Origin of the sequence: Azospirillum fermentarium (genome assembly GCF_025961205.1) — a bacterium.
In the GTDB taxonomy this organism is placed as follows: domain Bacteria; phylum Pseudomonadota; class Alphaproteobacteria; order Azospirillales; family Azospirillaceae; genus Azospirillum; species Azospirillum fermentarium.
Window position 1 is genome coordinate 597447 of the sequence record NZ_JAOQNH010000002.1, and the last position, 19882, is coordinate 617328.

Below are 19882 nucleotides of genomic sequence, written 5' to 3' on the forward strand. Positions count from 1 at the left end.
CACCCCCGCCATCACCGGCCGCATGGCCCGGTTTCCCCGGATTTCGGCGATTGGAACTCTTCCATAATACCCGAGTATGTTAGGGCCGCGCTTCCCGTCTCGGTTGCTTCATGGTACCACTTTGGTGCAGCCTCGTAAGGCCGGTGCCGGAAGAGGACACGAATCGGACCTATGACCCTGGGAGCCTTCCACACAGCCTCACAGCCCGGAACCGTCCCCCGGTTCGCCGGGGCCTTGGCGTTGCTGTGTCTGCTGGCCGGGGCGGTGCCGGCGCCGGTCCGGGCGGCGGACGGGCGGGCGTTCTACCGGGAAGCCCCGGCTCTGGCCGCCCATGTGGCGGCAGGCACCCTGCCGCCGGTGGCCGGGCGGCTGCCGGGCAACCCGCTGCTGATTCCGGTGGAAGAGGCCGGCCGTTACGGCGGCACGTGGCATCAGGCCATGATCGGGGAGGCGGACGGGCTGCTGCTCTACCGCACCATCGGGTACGAGCCGCTGATGCGGTGGGACGCCGCGTGGCGGCGGGTGGTGCCCAACGTGGCCCAGGCGGTGGAGGTGAGCGAGGACGCCCGCGTCTTCACCTTCCGCCTGCGCCCCGGCCTGCGGTGGTCCGACGGCGTGCCCTTCACGGCGGAGGATGTGCAGTTCTGGTTCGAGGATGTGTTGGGCAACCCCGACCTGACACCGCTGCCGCCGCCGTGGATGCCACGGGCCGGGGCCGGCGTGCGGCTGGAAATTCCCGGGACGGACACGGTGCGCTTCGTCTTCGCCCAGCCCAACGGGCTGTTCCTGCCGGCGCTGGCCTCGGGGCAGGAGCGGCGCGGACCGACCGACTATCCCCGCCATGCGCTGGAACGCTATCACGCACGCTACAATCCCGACGGGGCGGCGGCCATGGCGCGGGCCGCGGGGCTGAACGGCTGGGCCGCTTTGTTCCATCTGAAGGCCAACAGCTTCCAAAGCCTGTCGGATCTGCCCTCGCTGCTGCGCCGCCCGGTGCCGGTGCCGGCGGGGGGGCTGGCCGGGCCGGCGCTGCCCCCGGTTCCCATGGAGGCCGACGACGTGCCGGTGATCGGGGCCTGGCGCGTGGTGCGCTATGAACCCGGCCCGCCGCCGCGGGTGGTGGCCGAACGCAACCCCTTTTACTGGAAGGTCGATCCCGCCGGGCAGCAGCTTCCCTATCTCGACCGGGTGGAGGTGGCGCTGACGGACAGCGACGATTCCTTCCTGGGTCTGCTGCTGGACGGCGGCATCGACATGCAGGCCCGCCATGTGGTGATCCCCCAGGTGCAGGACCGGCTGCCCGCCCTGCTGGCGGACGGGTACCGTCCGGTGGCGATGCAGCCCGGCGACAGCAACGCCGTGCCGCTGATGCTGAACCTGACCCACCCCGATCCGGGCCTGCGCGCCCTGTTCACCCGGCGGGACGTGCGCATCGCGCTGTCCCATGCCATCGACCGGGCCGGCATCATCGCCGGCCCCCTGAACGGCCGGGGAACCCCGGCACAGGTGGCGCCGCGGCCGGAGTCGCGGTTCTATTCCGAACGGCTGGCCCGCCAGCACCTGGATTTCGATCCCGCGGCGGCGGCGGCCGGGCTGGAGTCCGCCGGGCTCGGCCGGCGGACTCCCGGCGGGGTGAGGATGATGCCCGACGGGCGCCCGGCGGCCTTCACCATCCTGGTGCGGGCCGACCGTCCGCACCAGGGGGCCGCGGCCCGCATGGTGGCCGCTGACTGGCAGGCCGCCGGCCTGGACGTGCGGGTGGAGGAACTGGACCGCGCCACCCTGCGCCGCCGGGTGCGGGCCAACCTGTTCGACGCGGTGATCGGATCGGGCGACGGCGGCATGGACCCGATGCAGGAGATCCACGGCTTCATTCCCGCCTTCGACGGCTACAGCGGCGCGCCCGCGTGGGAACGCTGGCGGGAGGCTCCGGCGGCGGACGGGGCCATGGTCCCGCCCGACCCGGTGCTGCAGCAACTGGACCTTTACCGCCGCATCCGCGAAACGGCGGATGCCGAGCGGCAGGATCGGCTGATGCGCGACATCCTGGCCATCGCGGCGGAGGAATTCTACGCCATCGGCATTGCCATCACGCCGGGGGGCGTGGGGGTGGTGCGCTCCGGTTTCCGCAACGTGCCGCGGAGCATGCCGGAAAGCTGGGTCTATCCGACGCCGGCCCCCACCAACCCGGCCCAATATTATGTGGAGGGGCCATGATGCCGCCGCCGGCCCGCAACAACGTGCCCATTCGTTTCAAACGCCCCATGGGCATCGCTGGGGGTGGCGGTCCATGCGCTCATTGCTGAGAAGTCTGGCTTTCCGCATCGGCGCCACGGTGGTGGTGGTCGAGCTGGTGGTGCTCGTCTTCATCGGTGCCTACGCCGTGCAGCGGCTGAGCAGCGAGGTGGAGCGGCGCACCCGCGACCGCATCGTCGTGCCGGGCGACATGATGGAACGGGGGGTGCTGGCTTATGACGCCGTGGCCGACCGCGACATCATGGCCAACCTGATCGGCCAGGAACTGGAAGAGGGGATGGTGGTCGGGGCCAACTGGAACGTGTTCCACGCCCTGCATCCGGCCAATCTGGGCCGCGACATCCGGCAAATTCCCGGCATCGACCCGGCGTGGTTTTCCGTGCGCGAACGGGGGCCGCGGCTCTACGACGTGACCGAGGGGGACCGCACGTCGCTGGTGTCGGTGACGCCGCTGTTCCTGCGCGGCACCGACATCCCCACGCTCTACACGCTGATCAAGGCCAACACCACCGGGCTGACGGCGCAGAAGCAGGTGGTGATCGCCAACGTGGCCGCCGCGTCGTTCGTCTGCGTGGTGCTGACGTCGGCGATCATCTTCCTGGCCTTCAAGCTGACGGTTCTGCGCCGCATCCGTGCCATGGCCGGCTATGTCCACCGCATCGGCGCCGGCGACGAGGACGCCCCGCCCCTGGCGGTGGCCGAGGACGAGCTGGGCCTGCTGGAGGACGGCATCAACCGGATGGCGAGCGACCTGTCCACCCGTGCCCGCCAGCGCGACCGGATGGAGGCGGATTTGCGGCTCAGCGAATCGCGCTTCCGCGACTTCACCGCCGCCGCGTCCGACTGGTACTGGGAACTGGACCGGGATCTGCGCTACGTGGCGCTGTCGGACCGCTTCTTCGAACTGCTGCGCCCGGCCCATGCGCCCATCGGGCTGCGCGCCGACCAGCTGGGGCCGGACGCGGCGGATCCCGGCGGGTGGGACGGCTTCATGGCGATGCTGGAACGGCGCGAGCCGGTGCACGAGTTCGACATCTCGTGGACCGACGGCCAGGGGCATGTGTCGTTCGCGCGGCTGGCCGGGCTGCCGGTGTTCGACGGGGCGGGCGCCTTCGTGGGCTACCGCGGCACGGGCCGCGACATCACCTTGCAGCGCCAGGCGTGGCAGACGCTGGAATCGCGGGTGGAGGAACGCACCCGCGCGCTGACCCGTGCCAACGCCGACTTGCAGGAAACGCTGGAGAACCTGAACCGGGCGCAGGCGGAGCTGGTGCGCTCGGAAAAGCTGGCGTCCCTGGGCGCCCTGGTGGCCGGGGTGGCGCACGAGATCAACACGCCGGTCGGCGTGGCCGTGACCGCCGCCTCCCATCTGGCCGACCGCACCCGCGACATCCACATGCTGGTGTCGCAGAACCAGATCCGCCGCGCCGACCTGCACAATTACCTGGAGCTGGCGGACGAGGCGGCGCGGCTGCTGCTGCACAACATGGAACGCGCGTCGTCGCTGATCCAGAGCTTCAAGCAGGTGGCGACCGACCGCACGTCGGAGATGCTGCGCCCGTTCGAATTGGGCAAGTACCTGGACGACATCATCAACAGCCTGTCGCCCACCCTGCGCAAGACCCCGCACCAGATCACCATCACCTGCGATCCGGGGATCGAGATGCTGGGCTATCCCGGCCTGCTGTCGCAGGTGGTGACCAATCTGGTGATGAACTCCCTGGTCCATGCCTATGACGAGGGGCAGACCGGGCACCTGTCGCTGACCGCGGTGCAGACCGATTTCCATATGGTGGAGATCGTCTACCGCGACGACGGGCGGGGGGTGGCGCCGGAAAACCTGCCCAAGATCTTCGATCCCTTCTTCACCACCCGCCGCGGCAACGGCAGTTCGGGGCTGGGGCTGAACATCGTGCACAACATCGTGACCGGATCGCTGAAGGGGCAGATCACCGTGGCCAGTGCCATCGGCCAGGGGGTGGTGTTCACCCTGCGCCTGCCCCGCCGCCTGACCGAGGATGCGTGCGCGGCGGAATGAACGGGGGCGGAGCCGCCCCCGTTCACCGTGCCGCCGATGCCGGTCAGTTCAGCGCCAGCATCTTGACCAGATTCGGCAGCCCGGCTCCTTGCATATAGGGGTCGCGCTGCAGATCCACGCACCCGTCCAGCAAGATGCGTTTCACCCGGTCGGGGTATCCGATGAACTCCCGCCGGCGGCTGAGAAAGGCCGCAAGGATGCCGGACACATGGGGGGCGGCCATGCTGGTGCCGCTCATTTCCACGTAAAGATGGTTCAGGGGGGGAACGAACGGCTGTCCCGGCGTGGGCGGCAGCGGGGCCCAGTCGTGCCGGGCGGAAACGATCCGTTCGCCCGGCGCCACCAGATCCGGCTTCCGCCGGCCGTCCGCCGTCGGGCCGCGGGACGAGAAGTAGGAGATGCCATAGGTGTGTGGGTTGGTCTTGTGCACCGACCCTACGGCGATGCATTCCTCCAGATTGGCGGGGTCGCCGATGCTGATGTCCATGTTGGCCTGGATGGTGCCGTTCTGGCTGTTCAGAGTGGCGAATCCGGCGTTGCCGGCGGCGACGCAGATCAGCACCCCCTGTCCCCACAGCCGGCGCAGTTCACGGCACAGCGGCGTGTGGCCGGTGCCGTAGACGCTGGGGTCGAAATTGCTGCCCAGGCTGAGGTTGATGCCGTGGACCGTCAGTTCGCGGGCGTTCTCGTTCAGGTCGAAGATGGTTTCCAGCGCCTTGATGATCCAGGCGTCGCGGCCCATGCCGTTGTCGTCCAGAACCTTGAACCCCATCAGCGAGCAGCGCGGCGCCATGCCGGCATAGACCGCGGGCTTGCCGTTCTGGTCCATGACATCCGCGCGCCCGGCAATGATGCCTGCCACATGGGTGCCATGGCCCTGGCGGTCGATGTTGATGAAGCCGTTCGAACCGGGCGCGGCCGGGGCAGGCGTACCGGTGGTGGTGCAATCGTACTGGGCGGTGACGTTGGCGTATTGCTGGAAGTGGGGGTGGCCCGCCTGGATGCCGGTGTCGAGAACCGCCCAGCAGATCCCGCGCCCGTCGGCGTTGTACCCGTGGTTGGCCGTATGGGCCTGGACGGTGTGGGCGGATTCGGCGATCAGGGCACGTTTCTCCGCGTTGTGCCAGATCCCGCCGATGTTGAGATCCTGAAACGACGACCGCAGCGCCTCCACCTCCAGCCGGGTCAGACGGGCGCAGACATAGCGGCGCAGCCGCTCCACCTCCGCTTCCCCGCCGTCGATCCCCTGGCTCTGCAGCAGCGTGTGGATGTGGGTTTCGACCGCCGCGCCCGTGGCGGCCAGCGTGCCGCCCCCGGCCCCGGCCAACTCGATCAGCACATGGTGCCGGTGGTCCCGCCCGCCGTCCTCCAGACGCTCGACCAGATTGCCGGCAATGGCGAAGGGGGCGATCACCTGACCGAAGGCGCTGCCGGTTTCGTCACGGACGGCCGCCCGCACCTCTTCCAACCCCAGATAGCCGGTGCCGGAATGAGGGTGGCGGGGGCTGTCCAGGTTGACGCGCCGCAGATCCGTGATGGTGCCGCCGCTGAATTCGCCGTTCAGGGTCTTGTCCAGCGCCACGGGGTCCAGCGGGTCGGCCACGTTCACCCAGCGCCGGACGCAGGGAGGGAAGGCCAGATTTCCGTTGTCCCAGGCCCGCAGCCGTTCCTGGACCATGGGCAGGCCCAGGGGGGAGCCGATGGTCAGGAACAGTTCGACGTCCAGATCCTCCTTCTTCAGGCGGCGCAGAACCTCGTAGGCGATCATCGAACCCTGGCTGTGGCCGATGATCACGAACGGCCCGCCACCCGCCGCCAGCCGGTCGGACAGGCTCTGGGTCATCTCGGTCTTGCGGTGATCCACATAGAAGAAATCATGGACGTCGCGCAGAAAGGCGCGGGTGATCCCCGGCATGGCCAGCCGCCATAGCCAATCCGCCGACAGGCCAAGCCCCTGGATGCCCGTGGTGCCCGGCTGGGGCGCGCTTTGCAGCATGGCGCCGGCAATGGCCTCCAGGGTTGCTTTGCGGTCCCGGTCGCCGCCGGACAGGGCGTCGATCTCCCGCTGGATGGCGGTCATGGGATCGGGTTTCTGCCCGCCCGCCAGCGCCATGATGGCATAGGGGGAGGCTTCGTCGTCGTCCACGCGGGTGTGGTCGGGCGACCCGCAGGACACGCCGTCTTCCGGGCGGGGATAATAATTCCGGTTGACCCAATAGGCCATCCGCGTCCGGTCGCCCATGGGGTGGCCGAAAAGGGCGGTGTCCCATTGGCATTTCAGCACGGATTCCGACGGCTTGTTGCCGATGCCGTGGATGTAGACGACGGTCCGCGCCCGGTCGGCCCCCAGCGGCATGGGGACGCCGCCGCCCATCGGCAGGGTGTGGTGGGTGAAGTGGGGCCGTGCGGACGAGATGATCACCGGTCCCGCTCCCCCACCGGGGGGGAGCGTGGGTGACGGGGGGATGTTCACGGCATTGACGGTACTATTTCCGCCGCCCGGGCCGGGGTTGAGGGTCGGCCCGGGCGGTATCGCCGTCTGGCTGGGTGCTGCCGGTTTGGGGCCGGGTTTTTCCTTGGTCATGGATCAGATCCTTCCGTTCCGGCGTCAGATGGATTTGCAGAGACGTGAAAGGTCCATCGGATTGGTGGGGCCGGCAGGGCGGTTGAGGTCGTTTGCCCGCACGTCCACGAAGTACGCCTGGTATCCGAAGGCCAGGGGCCGGTCGAAAAGCTGGACGAGTTCGACGCCGGTCGCCGCGGCACGGGCGAAGCTGGCCCCCAACTGCGGCCCCGACCCGCTGGCAAGAGCGGCGCGCAATTGATCGATCTGTTCCTGAAGCGCGGTGATCGCGGCGGCGTTCTGGGCCGCAGCCCCCTGTGCCGTTCCCGCGGTGCCGTTCTTTTCGCCCGCCGGGGCCAGATTGTTCTTGGCCGGCAGGGATGGCAGGGAAACCGGCGTCTGGCCCCCCTGCAGGCTGCTTTGCAGCGCGGCCTGGAGAAAGGCGGCCGACACACGGCTGTCGTCCGTCACGAAACGGACCCCGCGCAGATAGAAGATGCGGCGCATCAACACCAGTTGCGGCTGAACCTGTTGGGTGTCCCCCCGCTCCTGGCGCAACTGGTCGAGTATCTGGTAGGCGCCGCGCACCAGCCCTTTTCCATTCTCGCCAATGTTTCCAAAAAGGCTTCGGCCGGTGGTATCGCTGCAGGCGTTGTAGACGATCTGGCGCACCTGATCGTAGGGCACCTCCGCCATTTCCACCCCTTCGGGCTCCATCCGCAGGTACGAGGTGTGGCGCAGACCAAGCGAACCGAAGAATGTGGCGGCCAGCCCGGGCAGGAAGCCGCCCAGCGTCCCCTGGTCCACCGAGGCGAGGGTGTAGCCGGGTATGGCCGCCAGGGCGAGGGAGTCCGCCGGTGGCGCCGGGTCGTCCTTTGCGGCGGGTTGCTGGCGGTAGAAGACCTGCCCCGCGGCGGGCCGGAGCGCTGAACCGAGGTCGGCGTGTGAACGGGGAAACCGGGTCTTGAGGGATGGCCGGTTCTGGCGGGCCTGTTCGAACGCCGGCACCAGTTCTTCTGTCAGGAGAAGGGATGTTTCCTGCCAGATCGGGGTCTTGTCCCCCGGTTTGGCCGCTGAGGCGTCAACGATGTGCAACGCGCCGATGCGCAAGGTCTCGCTGAAGGGATAAATGGGCCGCATACTCAGCGTGTTGACGGATTCCGCCACCTTTTGGCGGATGTTCGGTGGTTCCGGTGTTCCGCACCCGCACAAGGCCAGAAGAGCGGTGGTGCTGCATAAAAAGGAAAGGGAGCGCCGCGGCGGCCGTGCAGCCGCCCCGTTGACGGGGTAATCCATCGTTTCCTCCACAATGAATGCACAGAGTAGGGAAGTCGCCGGCTCAAAAAGTCATGAGGCCGCCGTCTTTAAGGCGTGCCAACCTGGACGGCAGGAAAAAGAGAATGTTTCCCTGACAGGGATGGTCATGGGAAGGGGCGTATTCCCAAAATCCATATTTTTTGATATGGATGTTCGATAAGTAATTATCTCCATCAACTTCGTAAGAAGTCAACATTGATATACAAAAATAATGTCATATGAATAAAGTTATCAAAAAGAATATATTTGTATGTTCTTTTGTATTTTAAATAGAAACAGCGATATCTTTGGTGGAAAAAGTCATAAACAATATTTGTTCGCCATGCCGTTGCCGGATGATTTGGGTTTTTGGTTCTTTGATGGTAAGCATTCTTTCCATAAAGACAACAGGGTTTCTTTCCCCGGTTATGGGATGGACCCGGCAGGGTCGGCGCCGGTTCAGGCTTTTCTGGCCCGCGTGGCGTTCCCTGCGTATGGTTGCGGTCTTCGACGTGGCAGCCGGCGGGAACCTGTGGCCATACGCAAGGGTGAAACGCCCCATCCTTTGAACATGGCCCTGTCCCGGCACCGGGCCGGCGATTGGGCGGGGGCGGAGCGTGCCTACCGCGTCACGCTGGCCGGGGCGCCGGCGTCCGCCGATGCGCTGCATTACCTGGGGGTGCTGGCGCATCAATGTGGCCGCGATGACGCCGCGGTGCGGCTGATGGCGCGGTCGCTGGCCCTCGACGGGCGGCGGGCGGACGTGTTCGCCAACTACGGTCTTGCCCTCCACGCCCTGGGCCGGGTGGGGGAGGCGGAGGCGGCCTACCGCGCCGCCGTCGCCCGGCGGGACGATTATGCCGAGGCGCACAACAGCTTGGGCACCGCCCTGCAGGACCAGGGCCGGCTGGACGAGGCGGAGGCCCATTACCGCCGCGCTCTCTCCCTGCGCCCCGCCTATGACGAGGCGCGGCTCAACCTGGGCACCGTGCTGCGCGACGCCGGGCGCTGGACGGAGGCCGAGACGGAACTGCGCGCCGTGCTGGACCGCACCCCGGACAACGCCGCCGCCCTGACCGCGCTGGGCGTGGTGGAGAAGGAGACCGGGCGGGTGGAGGCGGCGGTCCGCACCCTGGACTCCGCCCTGCGCCACACCCCCGGCGACCCGGACGCGCTGGTCACGCTGGGGCTGATCCATGACGCCCGTGGCGACGGGGCGGGGGCGGAAGCGCTCTATGCCCGCGCGCTGGAATACGCCCCCGGCTTTCCCCTGGCCCGCTGGAATCTGGCCCTGCACCGGTTGGCGCAGGGGGACGGGGCGGGGTGGGAACTGTACGAATCCCGTTTCGACAGCCCGCGCATCCTGCCCCCGCCCACCACCCGCCTGCCCCCGTGGCGGGGGGAGCCGCTGGGTGGCCGGCGCCTGCTGGTGTGGCGGGAACAGGGGGTGGGGGACGAGATCCTGTTCGGCGCCCTGCTGCCCCGTCTGGCCGCCCGCCTCGACGGTCCGCTGGTGGTGGGGTGCGACGCGCGGCTGGTGCCGCTGCTTCGCCGCTCCCTGCCCGGCACGACGGTGCTGGCGGGGGCGGACCATGACGGGGCCGCCGACTGCCAGGTGCCCATGGGGTCGCTGGCCCACCGGCTGGGCTGGCGGCTGGACACGCCCATGCCGTCCCCCTGGCTGGTGCCCGATCCCGCCCGTGCCGCCGGGGCGCGGCGGTGGCTGGAGGGTTTGGGGCCGGGATTGACGGTGGGCATCTGCTGGCGCAGCGGCCTGACCCGTGGGGAGCGGCGCCACGCCTACACCACGCTGGCCGACTGGGCGCCGCTGCTGCGGCTGCCGGGGGTGCGCGTGGTGGTGGTGCAATACGGCGACTGCGCCGATGAGGTGGCGGAGGCCGAGCGGCGGTTCGGCGTCACGCTCCACCGCCCCGTGGGGCTGGATCTGAAGAACGATCTGGACGGGGTGGCCGCGCTCATCGCCGGGCTGGATCTGGTGGTGACGGTGGCAACCTCGGTGGGCGAGATGGCCGGGGCGCTGGGGGTGCCGGTGTGGCGGCTGGTGCCGGGTGGCCGCGATTGGACCATGCTGGGCACCCAGGCCCGGCCCTTCTTCCCGTCCATGCGCGTGTGGGCCGCACGGCGGGGCCAGCCGGTGGCGGCCCTCCTGCCCGCGGTGGCCGAGGCTTTGGCGCCGGGAGGCCGGCGCAATCCCCCTCTCCCCGCCGGGGAGAGGGATGGGGTGAAGGCCGCTTTTCGCGCGTCAGCCCGAAAAGCGAGCCGTGAGGCTCTCGAAACCTCAGATTCGGCGTTGCCTCGCAACGGTTCTCGGGCGTTCCGCGCGGCATCCGGCCTTCACCCAACCCTCTCCCCGGCGGGGAGAGGGCCTGTTGACCCGGTTTCGGAAGCCGAGGCCGTGGCCGCACTGGTGGAGGAGGGGTGGGCGCTGATCCGCGCCGGGCATCTGCCGCAGGCGGAGGGCGTGTTTCAGCGGGCGTTGGCCCTGTGCGACGGGGACGCCGCGGTGCTGGACGGTTATGCCGCGGTGGCGGAGGCCGCCGGGCGCCCGGATATTGCCGCGGAATTGCTGGGCCGGGCGGTCGAGGCCGAACCCACCGCCGACCGCCACGCCCGCCGGGCGGCGGCGCTGCGCGCCGTGGGCGGGCCGGCGCTGGCCGATTACGCCGCCGCGGTGGCCCTGGGTGCCGGCGATCCGGTGACGCTGGGCAACGGCGCCATGGCCGCGCTGGACGCCGGGCGGGCCGATCTGGCCGGGGAGTGGCTGGCGCGGGCGCTTGATCACGCACCCGATTGGGCCGGGCTGCACGCCAACCACGCGCTGCTGCTGCGGCTGGCGGGACGGCCCGTTGCCCCGGCGCTGGCGCGGGCCCTGGCGCTCGACCCCGCGCTGGCCGAGGGGTGGAACATGCGCGCCGGGCTTCTGGCCGGCAGCGATCCGGCGGCGGCGCTGGCGGCCGCCGAACGGGCGCTGGCGCTGGTGCCGGACCACGCCGGGGCGCTGGCCAACCGCGGGCTGGCCCTGCTGGGCCTGGGCCGGGCGGAGGAGGCCGCGGCGGTGTTCCGCGCCACCCTGCACCGCACCCCCCATGACGCCGCCGCCTGGGCCAATCTGGCCCACGCGCTGGTGGCGGCGGGGCGGGGGGATGCCGCGGGGCTGGCCTGGTGGCGGGTGATCTGGCTGGCCCCCGGCGGGGCGGAGGGATTCGCCGGTCTGGCCGGGCTGCGGCAGGGGCAGAACCGTTCCGAGGCGGCGTTGCGCGCCTGGGACCGGGCGCTGACCCTGCGCCCGGACGACGGCGGGTGGCGCTACAACCGCGCCAACGCCCTGCACGCCCTGGGCCGGGGGGACGAGGCCGACGCCGCCTATGATACGGTGGCGGACCTGCCGCTTGCCCGTTTCAACCGCGGTTACGCGGCGCTGGCCGCCGGGCGGCTGGCCGATGGCTGGCAGGGGCTGGAGGCGCGGTTCACGGCGGGGCAGGCGCTCCCCGACCGCCGGTTCCCCATCCCCCGCTGGCAGGGGGAGGCGCGGGCCGGCAAACGCCTGCTGGTCTGGCGGGAGCAGGGGGTGGGGGACGAGATCATGTTCGCCTCCGTCTATCCCGACATCCTCGGGCCGCCCCGCCGGCTGGCCGCCCCCTCGGTGGTGATCGAGGCCGACGCGCGGCTGGTGCCGCTGCTGGCCCGGTCCTTCCCCGCCGCGGTGGTGCGGGCGGAAACCGGCGCCCCCATGGACGCCGATTGCCACATTCCGGCGGGATCGCTGCCGGTGCTGCACCGCACCCGGCTGGCGGATTTCCCGGCGGTGCCGGCGTTCCTGCGCCCCGACCCGGCGCGGGTGGCGGCGTGGCGGGACCGGCTGCCGCCGGGCCTGCGGGTGGGGCTGTGCTGGCGCAGCGGGCGGGTGTCGGCGGAGCGCGCGGGCCATTACACCCGGCTTGCCGAGTGGGAACCGCTGCTGCGTCTGCCGGGGCTGGTGCCGGTGTGCCTGCAATACGACGGGTGCGCCGGCGAGGTGGCGGCGGTGGCGGCCCGCACCGGCATCACCATCCACACCCCCGATGGGCTGGACCTGCGCAACGACCTGGACGGGGCGGCGGCGCTGACGGCGGCGCTGGATCTGGTGGTGTCGGCGGGCACCTCGGTGGCCGAGATGGCGGGGGCGCTGGGAGTGCCGGTGTGGCGGCTGAGCCATCCGCGCGAATGGTCGGCGCTGGGCACCGGCTGCCGGCCCTGGTATCCCTCCATGCGGCTGTTCGTGCGGGGCGACGGCGAACCCATGGGCGCGCTGCTGCCGCGGGTGGCGGCGGCGTTGAAAGGAATGACGGAATGACGGGTGGCCGGGTTGGGGAATGGCTGAGCGCGGCGCTGGCCCGCCACCGGGCCGGTGATTGGGCGGAGGCCGCGGCCCTTTACGCCCGCGTGCTCGACGCCGACCCCGCCAACGCCGACGCCCTGCACCTCTCCGGCGTGCTGGCCCATCAGCGGGGGGACCACGCCGCCGCCGCCGGCCTCATCGCGCAGGCCATCCTGGCCGACGGCACCATGCCCGATTTCCACGCCAATCTCGGCCTTGTCCTCATGGAACTGGGGGAGGTGGGGGAGGCGCTGGCCGCCTTCGACCACGCGGCGGCCCTGTCCCCCGGTTTCGCCGCCGCCCACCACAACCGCGCCCTGGCCCTGGCCGCCCTGAACCGCAAGGAGGAGGCCGCGGCCTCCTACGCCGAGGCGGTGCGGCTCGACCCCGCGCTGGGCGAGGCGCACCTGAACCTGGGCGTGCTGCTGCACGAACTGGGGCGGGCGGAGGAGTCGCTCCCCCACCACGCCCGCGCGGCGGAACTGCGGCCCGATGATCCCACACCCTGGACCAACCGTGCCGTCGCCCTGCAAACCCTTGGCCGCAGTGCCGAGGCCGCCGCGGCCTACGCGGAGGCGGTGAAGCGCCAGGGCGGCGGGATGACGGCGCAGGTGGGGCTTGCCGCCGTGCTCCACGCCGCCGGACGGCTGGAGGAGGCTGCCGATCTCTATGTGGAGGCGCTGCGCGCCGACCCCCGCGACGTGGGGGCCCTGGTGGGGTTCGGGCTGGTGATGCGGGCCATGGGCCGGGCCGGCGATGCCGCCGCCTGTTTCGAGGCGGCCACCGCCGCCGATCCCGCCCGGCCCGAGGGCTACGACAATCTGGGCACCCTGCGGCTGGAGGCCGGCGACGCGGCGGCGGCGGCGGACCTGCACCGGGCGGCCCTGGACCGGCGCGCCGACGCGCCGGGGGCGTGGAACAACCTGGGCAACGCCCTGCGGGCGCTGGGCCGGGGAGGGGAGGCGCGGGCGGCATGGGTGCGCTCGCTGGCCCTGGACCCCGCCGGGGCGGTGGTGTGGAGCAACCTGGGCAACGCCTTGAAGGAGGCGGAGGAACTCGCCCCCGCCGAACGCGCCCAGCGCCGCGCCCTGGCGCTGGACCCGGCGGGACCGATGGTGTGGAACAACCTGTCGTCCACGCTCCACAAGCGCGGGCGGTACGGCGACTCCCTGGCCCCCCTGGCCCGCGCGGTGGCGTTGGACCCGGCCTATGCCGAGGCGCTGAGCAACCGGGCGCTGGCGGTCCAGCGCACCGGCGACGCCGCCGGGGCGGCGGTGCTGTTCGAACGCGCCCTGACGCTGAACCCCGACCTGCCGCTGGCCCGGTTCAACCGCGGCCTGCTGCGGCTGGAGCGGGGGGATCTCGACGGCGGCTGGCCCGATTACGGCTGGCGCTTCCTGTCCGGCCAGATCGGGCGCGGGCGGCAGCCGCCGGTCCCGCCCTGGCGCGGCGAGGACATTGCCGGCAAACGCATCCTGGTGTGGGGGGAGCAGGGGGTGGGGGACGTGATCCTCTTCGCCTCCCTCCTTCCCGGCCTGATCCGCCGGGCCGGGCGGGTGACCGTGGAATGCGACGCCCGGCTGGCGGGGCTGCTGGCCCGGTCGTTCCCCGCGGCCACCGTGCGGGCGGAAAGCACGGTCTGTGACTATGACCTGCATGTGCCCATCGGCTCGCTGGCCCGCGTGTTCCGGCAACGGCTGGGGGATTTTCCCGGCGGCGGGTGGCTGGCGCCCGATCCGGTGCTGGCCGAGCGCTGGCGGGGGCGGCTGGCGGCCCTCGGTTCCGGTCTGAAGATCGGCATCGCGTGGCGCAGCGCGTGGATGACCGAGGAACGGCGGCTGTCCTACACCGGGCTGGACGATTGGGCGCCGGTGCTGGCGCTGCCGGGTGTCCACATCGTCAACCTCCAGCACGACGACGAGACGGCGGACTGGCGCGGCGTGCCGCTGCACCGCTGGGACGATCTCGACCGCCGCGACGATTTCGACGGTATGGCGGCGCTGGTGGCCGGGCTGGATCTGGTCGTCGCCCCGGCGGTGTCGGTGGTCGAGATGGCGGGGGCGCTGGGCGTGCCGGTGTGGCGGCTGGGGCGGCGGGACTGGACGTGGCTGGGGGCCGGCGCCCGCCCGTGGTTTCCGTCCCAGCGGCTGTTCAGCCCGCCGCCGCACCAGCCCATGGCGGCGGTGCTGCCGGCAGTGGCCGCGGCGCTCCGCGCCCTGATCCCGCCCCCGGCCAAGACGGACACGGACGGGGCCGTCCGGCAGGTGGCCGCCGGGCTGGCCCGGCATCAGGCGGGGGATCTGGACGGGGCGGAGGCCGCCTACCGCACCGCCCTGGCGCTGGACGGGGACAACGCCGACGCCCTGCATCTGCTGGGCGTGGCGGCGCACCAGCGGGGGAACGATGGGGAGGCGGCGCGGCTGATCGCCGCCGCCATCGCCCGCCGTCCGGCGGTGGCCGAGATGCACGGCAACATGGGATCGGTGCTCCAGGCGCTGGGCCGGACGGACGACGCGGTGGCGGCGTACGAGGAAGCCTTGCGCCTGAAGCCCGCCTTCCCCGACGCGCTCAACAATCTGGGCAGCGCGCTCCAGACCCTGGGCGACGGGGCGGGGGCGGAGCGGCGGTTCCGCGCCGCGCTGCGCCACCGGCCCGGCTTTGCCGCCGCCCTGGTCAATCTGGGCGGGCTGCTGTTCGCCGCCCGCCGGTGGGAGGAGGCGCAGCGCTGCTTCGCCGAGGCCATCGCCAAAGACCCCGGCTCCTCTGCCGCCCGCACCGGCCTGGGCACCCTGCTGGCCGAACAGGGCCGCTGGGACGGGGCGGAGGAGCAATACCGCGCCGCCCTGGGCCTGGACGGCGGGGACGCCGATGCCTGGGGCGGGCTGGGGCAATGCCTGTTCCACCGCAGCCGCATTGCCGAGGCGGCGGACGCGCTGGCCCGTGCCGCCGCTCTGGGCAACCGGCGCGGGGCGGTTCTCGACCTGCTGGGGGCGGCGCTGCGGATGCAGGGCGATGCCGCCGGGGCGGTGGCGTGGCACCGGCAGGCGGTGGCCGCCGATCCCGAGCGGGCCGCGGGTTTCACCAACCTGGGCCTTGCCCTGGGGGCCGCCGGGGACGGGGCGGCGACGGTGGCCGCCCACCGCCGGGCGCTGGCGCTGCACCCGGCCTTCGTGGACGCCTGGGACAATCTGGGGGTGGCGCACCAGCGGCTGGGGCAGGGGGGGGCGGCCATGGCGTGCCACGCCCGCGCCCTGACCCTGCTGGGCGGGCGGGCGGAAAGCTGGGGCAACCGGGCCGCCGCCGCCCTGGCCGGCGGACGGACGGAGGATTGCCTGCACGACTCCCGCCGGGCGCTGGCGCTGGCGCCGGCCCTGGCCGGGGCGCTGACCACGCTGGGGGCGGCGTATCAGGCCGCGGGCCGTTTCGCCGTGGCGGCGCAGGCGCACCGCCGCGCCCTGCGCGTGGCCCCGGACCATGCCAAGGCGTGGTCGAACCTGGGCAGTGCGCTGGCCGGGCAAGCGGATTGGGACGGTGCGAAAGCCTGTCACGCCCGCGCGCTGGCGCTGGCACCGGCGCTTGCCGACGCGCTCCACAACATGGGCCACGTCCACCAGACCCGGAACGAGGACGGGCCGGCGCGGGTGCTGGTGCACCGGCTGCTGCGGCTGGCTCCCGGCCATGCCAAGGGGCGGATGAACCGCGCGCTGCTGCGGCTGGCCGCCGGGGATCTGGACGGCGGGTGGGCCGATTATGAATCCCGGTTTGCCGCCGGGACCGCGCAGGCCCGCCGCCGCTTTGCCGTGCCGCCGTGGCGGGGCGGCGACCCGGCGGGCCGGCGCATCCTGGTGTGGGCGGAACAGGGGCTGGGCGACGAGATCCTGTTCGGCAGCCTGATCCCCGATCTGGTCCGCCGCGGTGCGCGGGTGACGGTGGAATGCGACGCGCGTCTGGTGCCGCTGTTTGCCCGCGCCCTGCCGGGGGCCGTGGTCCAGGCGGAAGGGGCGGGAACGCCGCCGGACATCGACGCCCATATCCCCATGGGATCGCTGCCGGGGCTGCTGCGGCCCCGTGTCGGCGCTTTTGCACCGTCCCCGGCGTGGCTGGCGCCCGATCCGGTGCTGCGGGCCCACTGGCGGGACCGGGTGGCGGCCCTGGGGCCGGGGTTGACGGTGGGGCTGTGCTGGCGCAGTTCGCGCATCACCGCCGACCGGGCGGGGGCCTACACCCGTTTGACCGACTGGCTGCCCCTGCTCACGCTGCCCGGTGTTCGGGTGGTCAACCTGCAATACGACGACTGCGCCGACGAGATCGCGGCGGTGGAGGGGCGGGCCGGCGTGCGGCTGCACCGCTGGGACGATCTGGACCTGAAGGACGATCTGGAAGCGGTGGCGGCCCTGATGGCGTCGCTGGATCTGGTGGTCACCGCGCCGACGGCGGTGGGCGAGCTGGCCGGCGCGCTGGGGGTGCCGGTGTGGCGCATCGGCGGGCGGGGCGACTGGTCGCGGCTGGGCACCGGGGCGCGCCCCTGGTTCGCGCCGCAACGTGTGTGGGCCGAGGCCGTGGGACAGGACGCCGCATCCCTGCCGGCCCACGTTGTGCAGGAACTGTCCCGCTTTTCCCGGACGGACCCGCGTCCTATGATGCCGGTCCCCCGTCAGGAGACGATCATGAGCGCGCCGCTTCCCCCATCACCCCCCTCCGCCGTTCCGGCCCCGCCGGTGACGGCGGCATCGTCCGCGGCGGCGGTGGCGCAGGCGATGATCGACGCGCTGATGCCGTTCCTGACCGACCGGCAGTTCGACGCCGACAAGCTGAACCGCTTCGCCGCCCATGTGGAGGTGATGCGCACCCAGTTGCCCGCCGACGTGCGGGGGGAGATCGTGGCCCATCTGATGGTCAACCCGCCCAACGGCGACACCGTGCGGCTGCACTCGGTGCTGTTCCAGTTGTCGGGCGACCTCTATCATTTCGAACGCATCCTGCATTACCTGCTGCTCGGCGGGCGGGAGGTGGAGCCGGCCCTGCTGCACTACGTCTATTGGTGCGTGTCTCGGCAGCTTTTCCTGGGGCTGGCGGCGCCGGAGAAGCGCGACTGCTTCGTCCCCTGCGATTTCTACCGCTATTACGAGGCGATGGTCCGCCACATCGCCGATGTGTGGAACATCCGCCCGGCCCCCCGCACGCCCAAGCCCGGCCCGGTCCGGCGGGTGGCGGTGGTGACCAACCAGTTTTCCGGCGACCGCCACCAGCCGACCCGCGACTGTTTCGATTACGCCGCCCGGCTGAAGGACGATTGCGGGCTGGAGGTGGCGATCATCAACGCCAACCTGATGCCGTTGCAGGTGGAAAACCTGTTCATCCCCCCCATGATCGCCGAAATGGCGGGGTATGAGGAGGTGCAGACCGTCACCATGTTCGGACGCGCGGTACGCATGGCCTCCTTCAACGGGCGGGTCTTCACGGCGCAGAAACTGGCCGATATCGTCGGTGTGGTGGACGAGTTCGACCCCGACGTGATCGTGTCGTTCGGCGGGTCGAACATCGTCTGCGACCTGTTCTCCATCGCCCATGCCCGGCCCGTGGTGTGCCTGCCCACCACCTCGGGCATCACCATATCCCTGTCGCCGCTGGTGCTGGGGTATGACGAGCATGATTTCACCGGCGGGATCCCGGCGCTGTACCGCGCGCCCTTCGCCCGCCGGTTCCGCCCGTTCAACTTCGGCTTCTTCCTGCCGCCGGAAGGGGACGGCAACCCCGGCCCGCTGCCCCAGGCCCCGTTCCGCTTCGGCATCGTCGGCAACCGCCTGGATGTGGAGGCGGATGCCGCCTTCGTCGGGCTGGTGGACGACGTGCTCGACCGCTGCCCCGGCGCGGTGGCGGTGTTCGCCGGCGGGGTGGAGCATCTCCAGGGGCGCCTGGACGCCGCCCGCAACCGGGACCGGCTGGTCAGCATCGGCCATGTGAACGACATCCGTGCCTTTTACCGCCAGTGCGACGTGTTCCTGAACCCGCCGCGCCAGGGCGGCGGGGGCAGTGCGGCCATCGCACTGGGGGAATCGGTGCCGGTCGTCACCTTCCCCTGGGGCGATGTGGCCAGCGTGGCGGGGCCGCGGTTCCACACGCCCGACCGCGCCGCCTATGTGGACCGTGCCGCGGCCCTGTGCGCCGACGCGGGCTTGCGGGCGGAGCAGGGGGCGGCGGCGCGGACGCGGTTCGACACGGTGGTGGACCGCCGCCATTCCATGGCCCGGCTGCTGGCCTATTTCGAGGAGGCGCGGCGCATCCCATGAGCACCCAGACCGTCACCATCGACGGGCGCCCTATCGGCCCCGGCCACCCGCCCTATCTGATCGCCGAGCTGTCGGGCAACCACAAGGGCGAGCTGTCGCGCGCCCTGGCGCTGGTGGACGCGGCCAAGGAAGCCGGTGCGGACGCGGTTAAGCTCCAGACCTACACCGCCGACACCATCACCATCGACCACGACGGCCCCGGCTTCCTGCTCCAGGGGGGCCTGTGGGCCGGCTATACCCTGCACCGGCTCTATCAGGAAGCGCACACCCCGTGGGACTGGCACGCGCCGCTGTTCGCGCGGGCGCGGGAACTGGGGCTGACCATCTTCTCCTCCCCCTTCGACGCCACGGCGGTGGATCTGCTGGAGGGGCTGGGGGCGCCGGCCTTCAAGATCGCGTCGTTCGAGATCATCGACCTGCCGCTGATCCGCCGCGCCGCAGCGTCGGGCAAGCCGCTCATCATCTCCACCGGCCTCGCCACCCTGGGCGAGATCGAGGAGGCGGTGGCGGCGGCAGCCCCGGCCCCGGTGGTGCTGCTCCACTGCGTCAGCGGCTATCCCACCCCGGCGGCGGACTGCAACCTCGCCACCATTCCCCACCTGGCCGCCGGTTTCGGCGTGCCGGTGGGGCTGTCGGACCATACCCATGGCGTGGCGGTGCCGGTGGCCGCGGCGGCGCTGGGCGCCTGCGTCATCGAAAAGCACTTCACCCTGTCGCGGGCCGACGGCGGGGTGGATGCCGGTTTCTCGCTGGAGCCGGCGGAGTTCCGCGCCATGGCCGACGCCGTGCGCACCGCCTGGACCGCTTTGGGCCGCGTGGATTACGGGGTGAAACCCAGCGAGGCCGGCGGGCGCGATTACCGCCGCAGCCTGTACGTCACCGCCGACGTGCCGGCGGGCGGGGTGCTGAGCGAGGGGAACGTCCGCTCCATCCGCCCCGGCTTCGGCCTTCCCCCCCGCCATTTGCCCGACGTTCTGGGCCGCCGTGCCGCCCGTGCCCTGAAGCGGGGCGAGCCGCTGGCCTGGGACATGCTGGCCGCCCCATAACACGAAGAAACGGAG

7 protein-coding genes are annotated in these 19882 nt (G+C 71.5%); 5 read left to right on the plus strand and 2 right to left on the minus strand.

Annotated elements, in window-relative coordinates; translation table 11 throughout:
- The first annotated feature begins 171 nt into the window (after positions 1–171).
- Positions 172–2217, plus strand: coding sequence for an ABC transporter substrate-binding protein (locus tag M2352_RS17570; RefSeq protein ID WP_264665800.1), 2046 nt, complete (start codon positions 172–174; stop codon positions 2215–2217).
- Between the two features lie 73 nt (positions 2218–2290).
- A complete protein-coding gene (locus M2352_RS17575) occupies positions 2291–4294 on the plus strand; it encodes a PAS domain-containing sensor histidine kinase (protein ID WP_264665801.1) in 2004 nt (667 codons plus the stop codon).
- A gap of 43 nt (positions 4295–4337) precedes the next feature.
- Here the strand turns inward: M2352_RS17575 and M2352_RS17580 are convergent, their stop codons facing one another.
- Complete coding sequence (locus M2352_RS17580; RefSeq protein ID WP_264665802.1) at positions 4338–6716, minus strand: S8 family serine peptidase; 2379 nt, start codon at positions 6714–6716, stop codon at positions 4338–4340.
- A 186-nt stretch (positions 6717–6902) separates the two neighbouring features.
- A complete protein-coding gene (locus tag M2352_RS17585) occupies positions 6903–8153 on the minus strand; it encodes a hypothetical protein (protein ID WP_264665803.1) in 1251 nt (416 codons plus the stop codon).
- Between the two features lie 571 nt (positions 8154–8724).
- Between M2352_RS17585 and M2352_RS17590 the strand changes: the two genes are divergently transcribed.
- Genes M2352_RS17590 through pseI form a run of 3 tightly spaced genes read left to right on the plus strand, consistent with a single transcriptional unit; the run spans position 8725 to position 19867 of the window.
- The gene (locus M2352_RS17590) at positions 8725–12507 is read left to right on the plus strand and encodes a tetratricopeptide repeat protein (RefSeq protein WP_264665804.1); all 3783 of its coding nucleotides are present in this window, start codon (positions 8725–8727) and stop codon (positions 12505–12507) included.
- Positions 12504–18821: a tetratricopeptide repeat protein gene (locus M2352_RS17595; protein WP_264665805.1), complete on the plus strand. Its 6318-nt coding sequence runs from the start codon at positions 12504–12506 to the stop codon at positions 18819–18821. The genes M2352_RS17590 and M2352_RS17595 overlap by 4 nt, the downstream gene beginning before the upstream one ends.
- Positions 18818–19867, plus strand: a complete 1050-nt coding sequence (gene pseI, locus M2352_RS17600; RefSeq protein ID WP_264665806.1) for a pseudaminic acid synthase — start codon at positions 18818–18820, stop codon at positions 19865–19867. Before M2352_RS17595 ends, pseI begins: the two co-directional genes overlap by 4 nt.
- The last annotated feature ends 15 nt before the right edge of the window (positions 19868–19882 follow it).

Bases quoted from the DNA above. Each gene is read 5' to 3' on its own strand.
- M2352_RS17595 (WP_264665805.1), top strand. From the start codon at position 12,504: ATGACGGGTGGCCGGGTTGGGGAATGGCTGAGCGCGGCGCTGGCCCGC.
- M2352_RS17585 (WP_264665803.1), bottom strand. From the start codon at position 8,153: ATGGATTACCCCGTCAACGGGGCGGCTGCACGGCCGCCGCGGCGCTCC.
- M2352_RS17575 (WP_264665801.1), top strand. From the start codon at position 2,291: ATGCGCTCATTGCTGAGAAGTCTGGCTTTCCGCATCGGCGCCACGGTG.
- pseI (WP_264665806.1), top strand. From the start codon at position 18,818: ATGAGCACCCAGACCGTCACCATCGACGGGCGCCCTATCGGCCCCGGC.
- M2352_RS17570 (WP_264665800.1), top strand. From the start codon at position 172: ATGACCCTGGGAGCCTTCCACACAGCCTCACAGCCCGGAACCGTCCCC.
- M2352_RS17590 (WP_264665804.1), top strand. From the start codon at position 8,725: ATGGCCCTGTCCCGGCACCGGGCCGGCGATTGGGCGGGGGCGGAGCGT.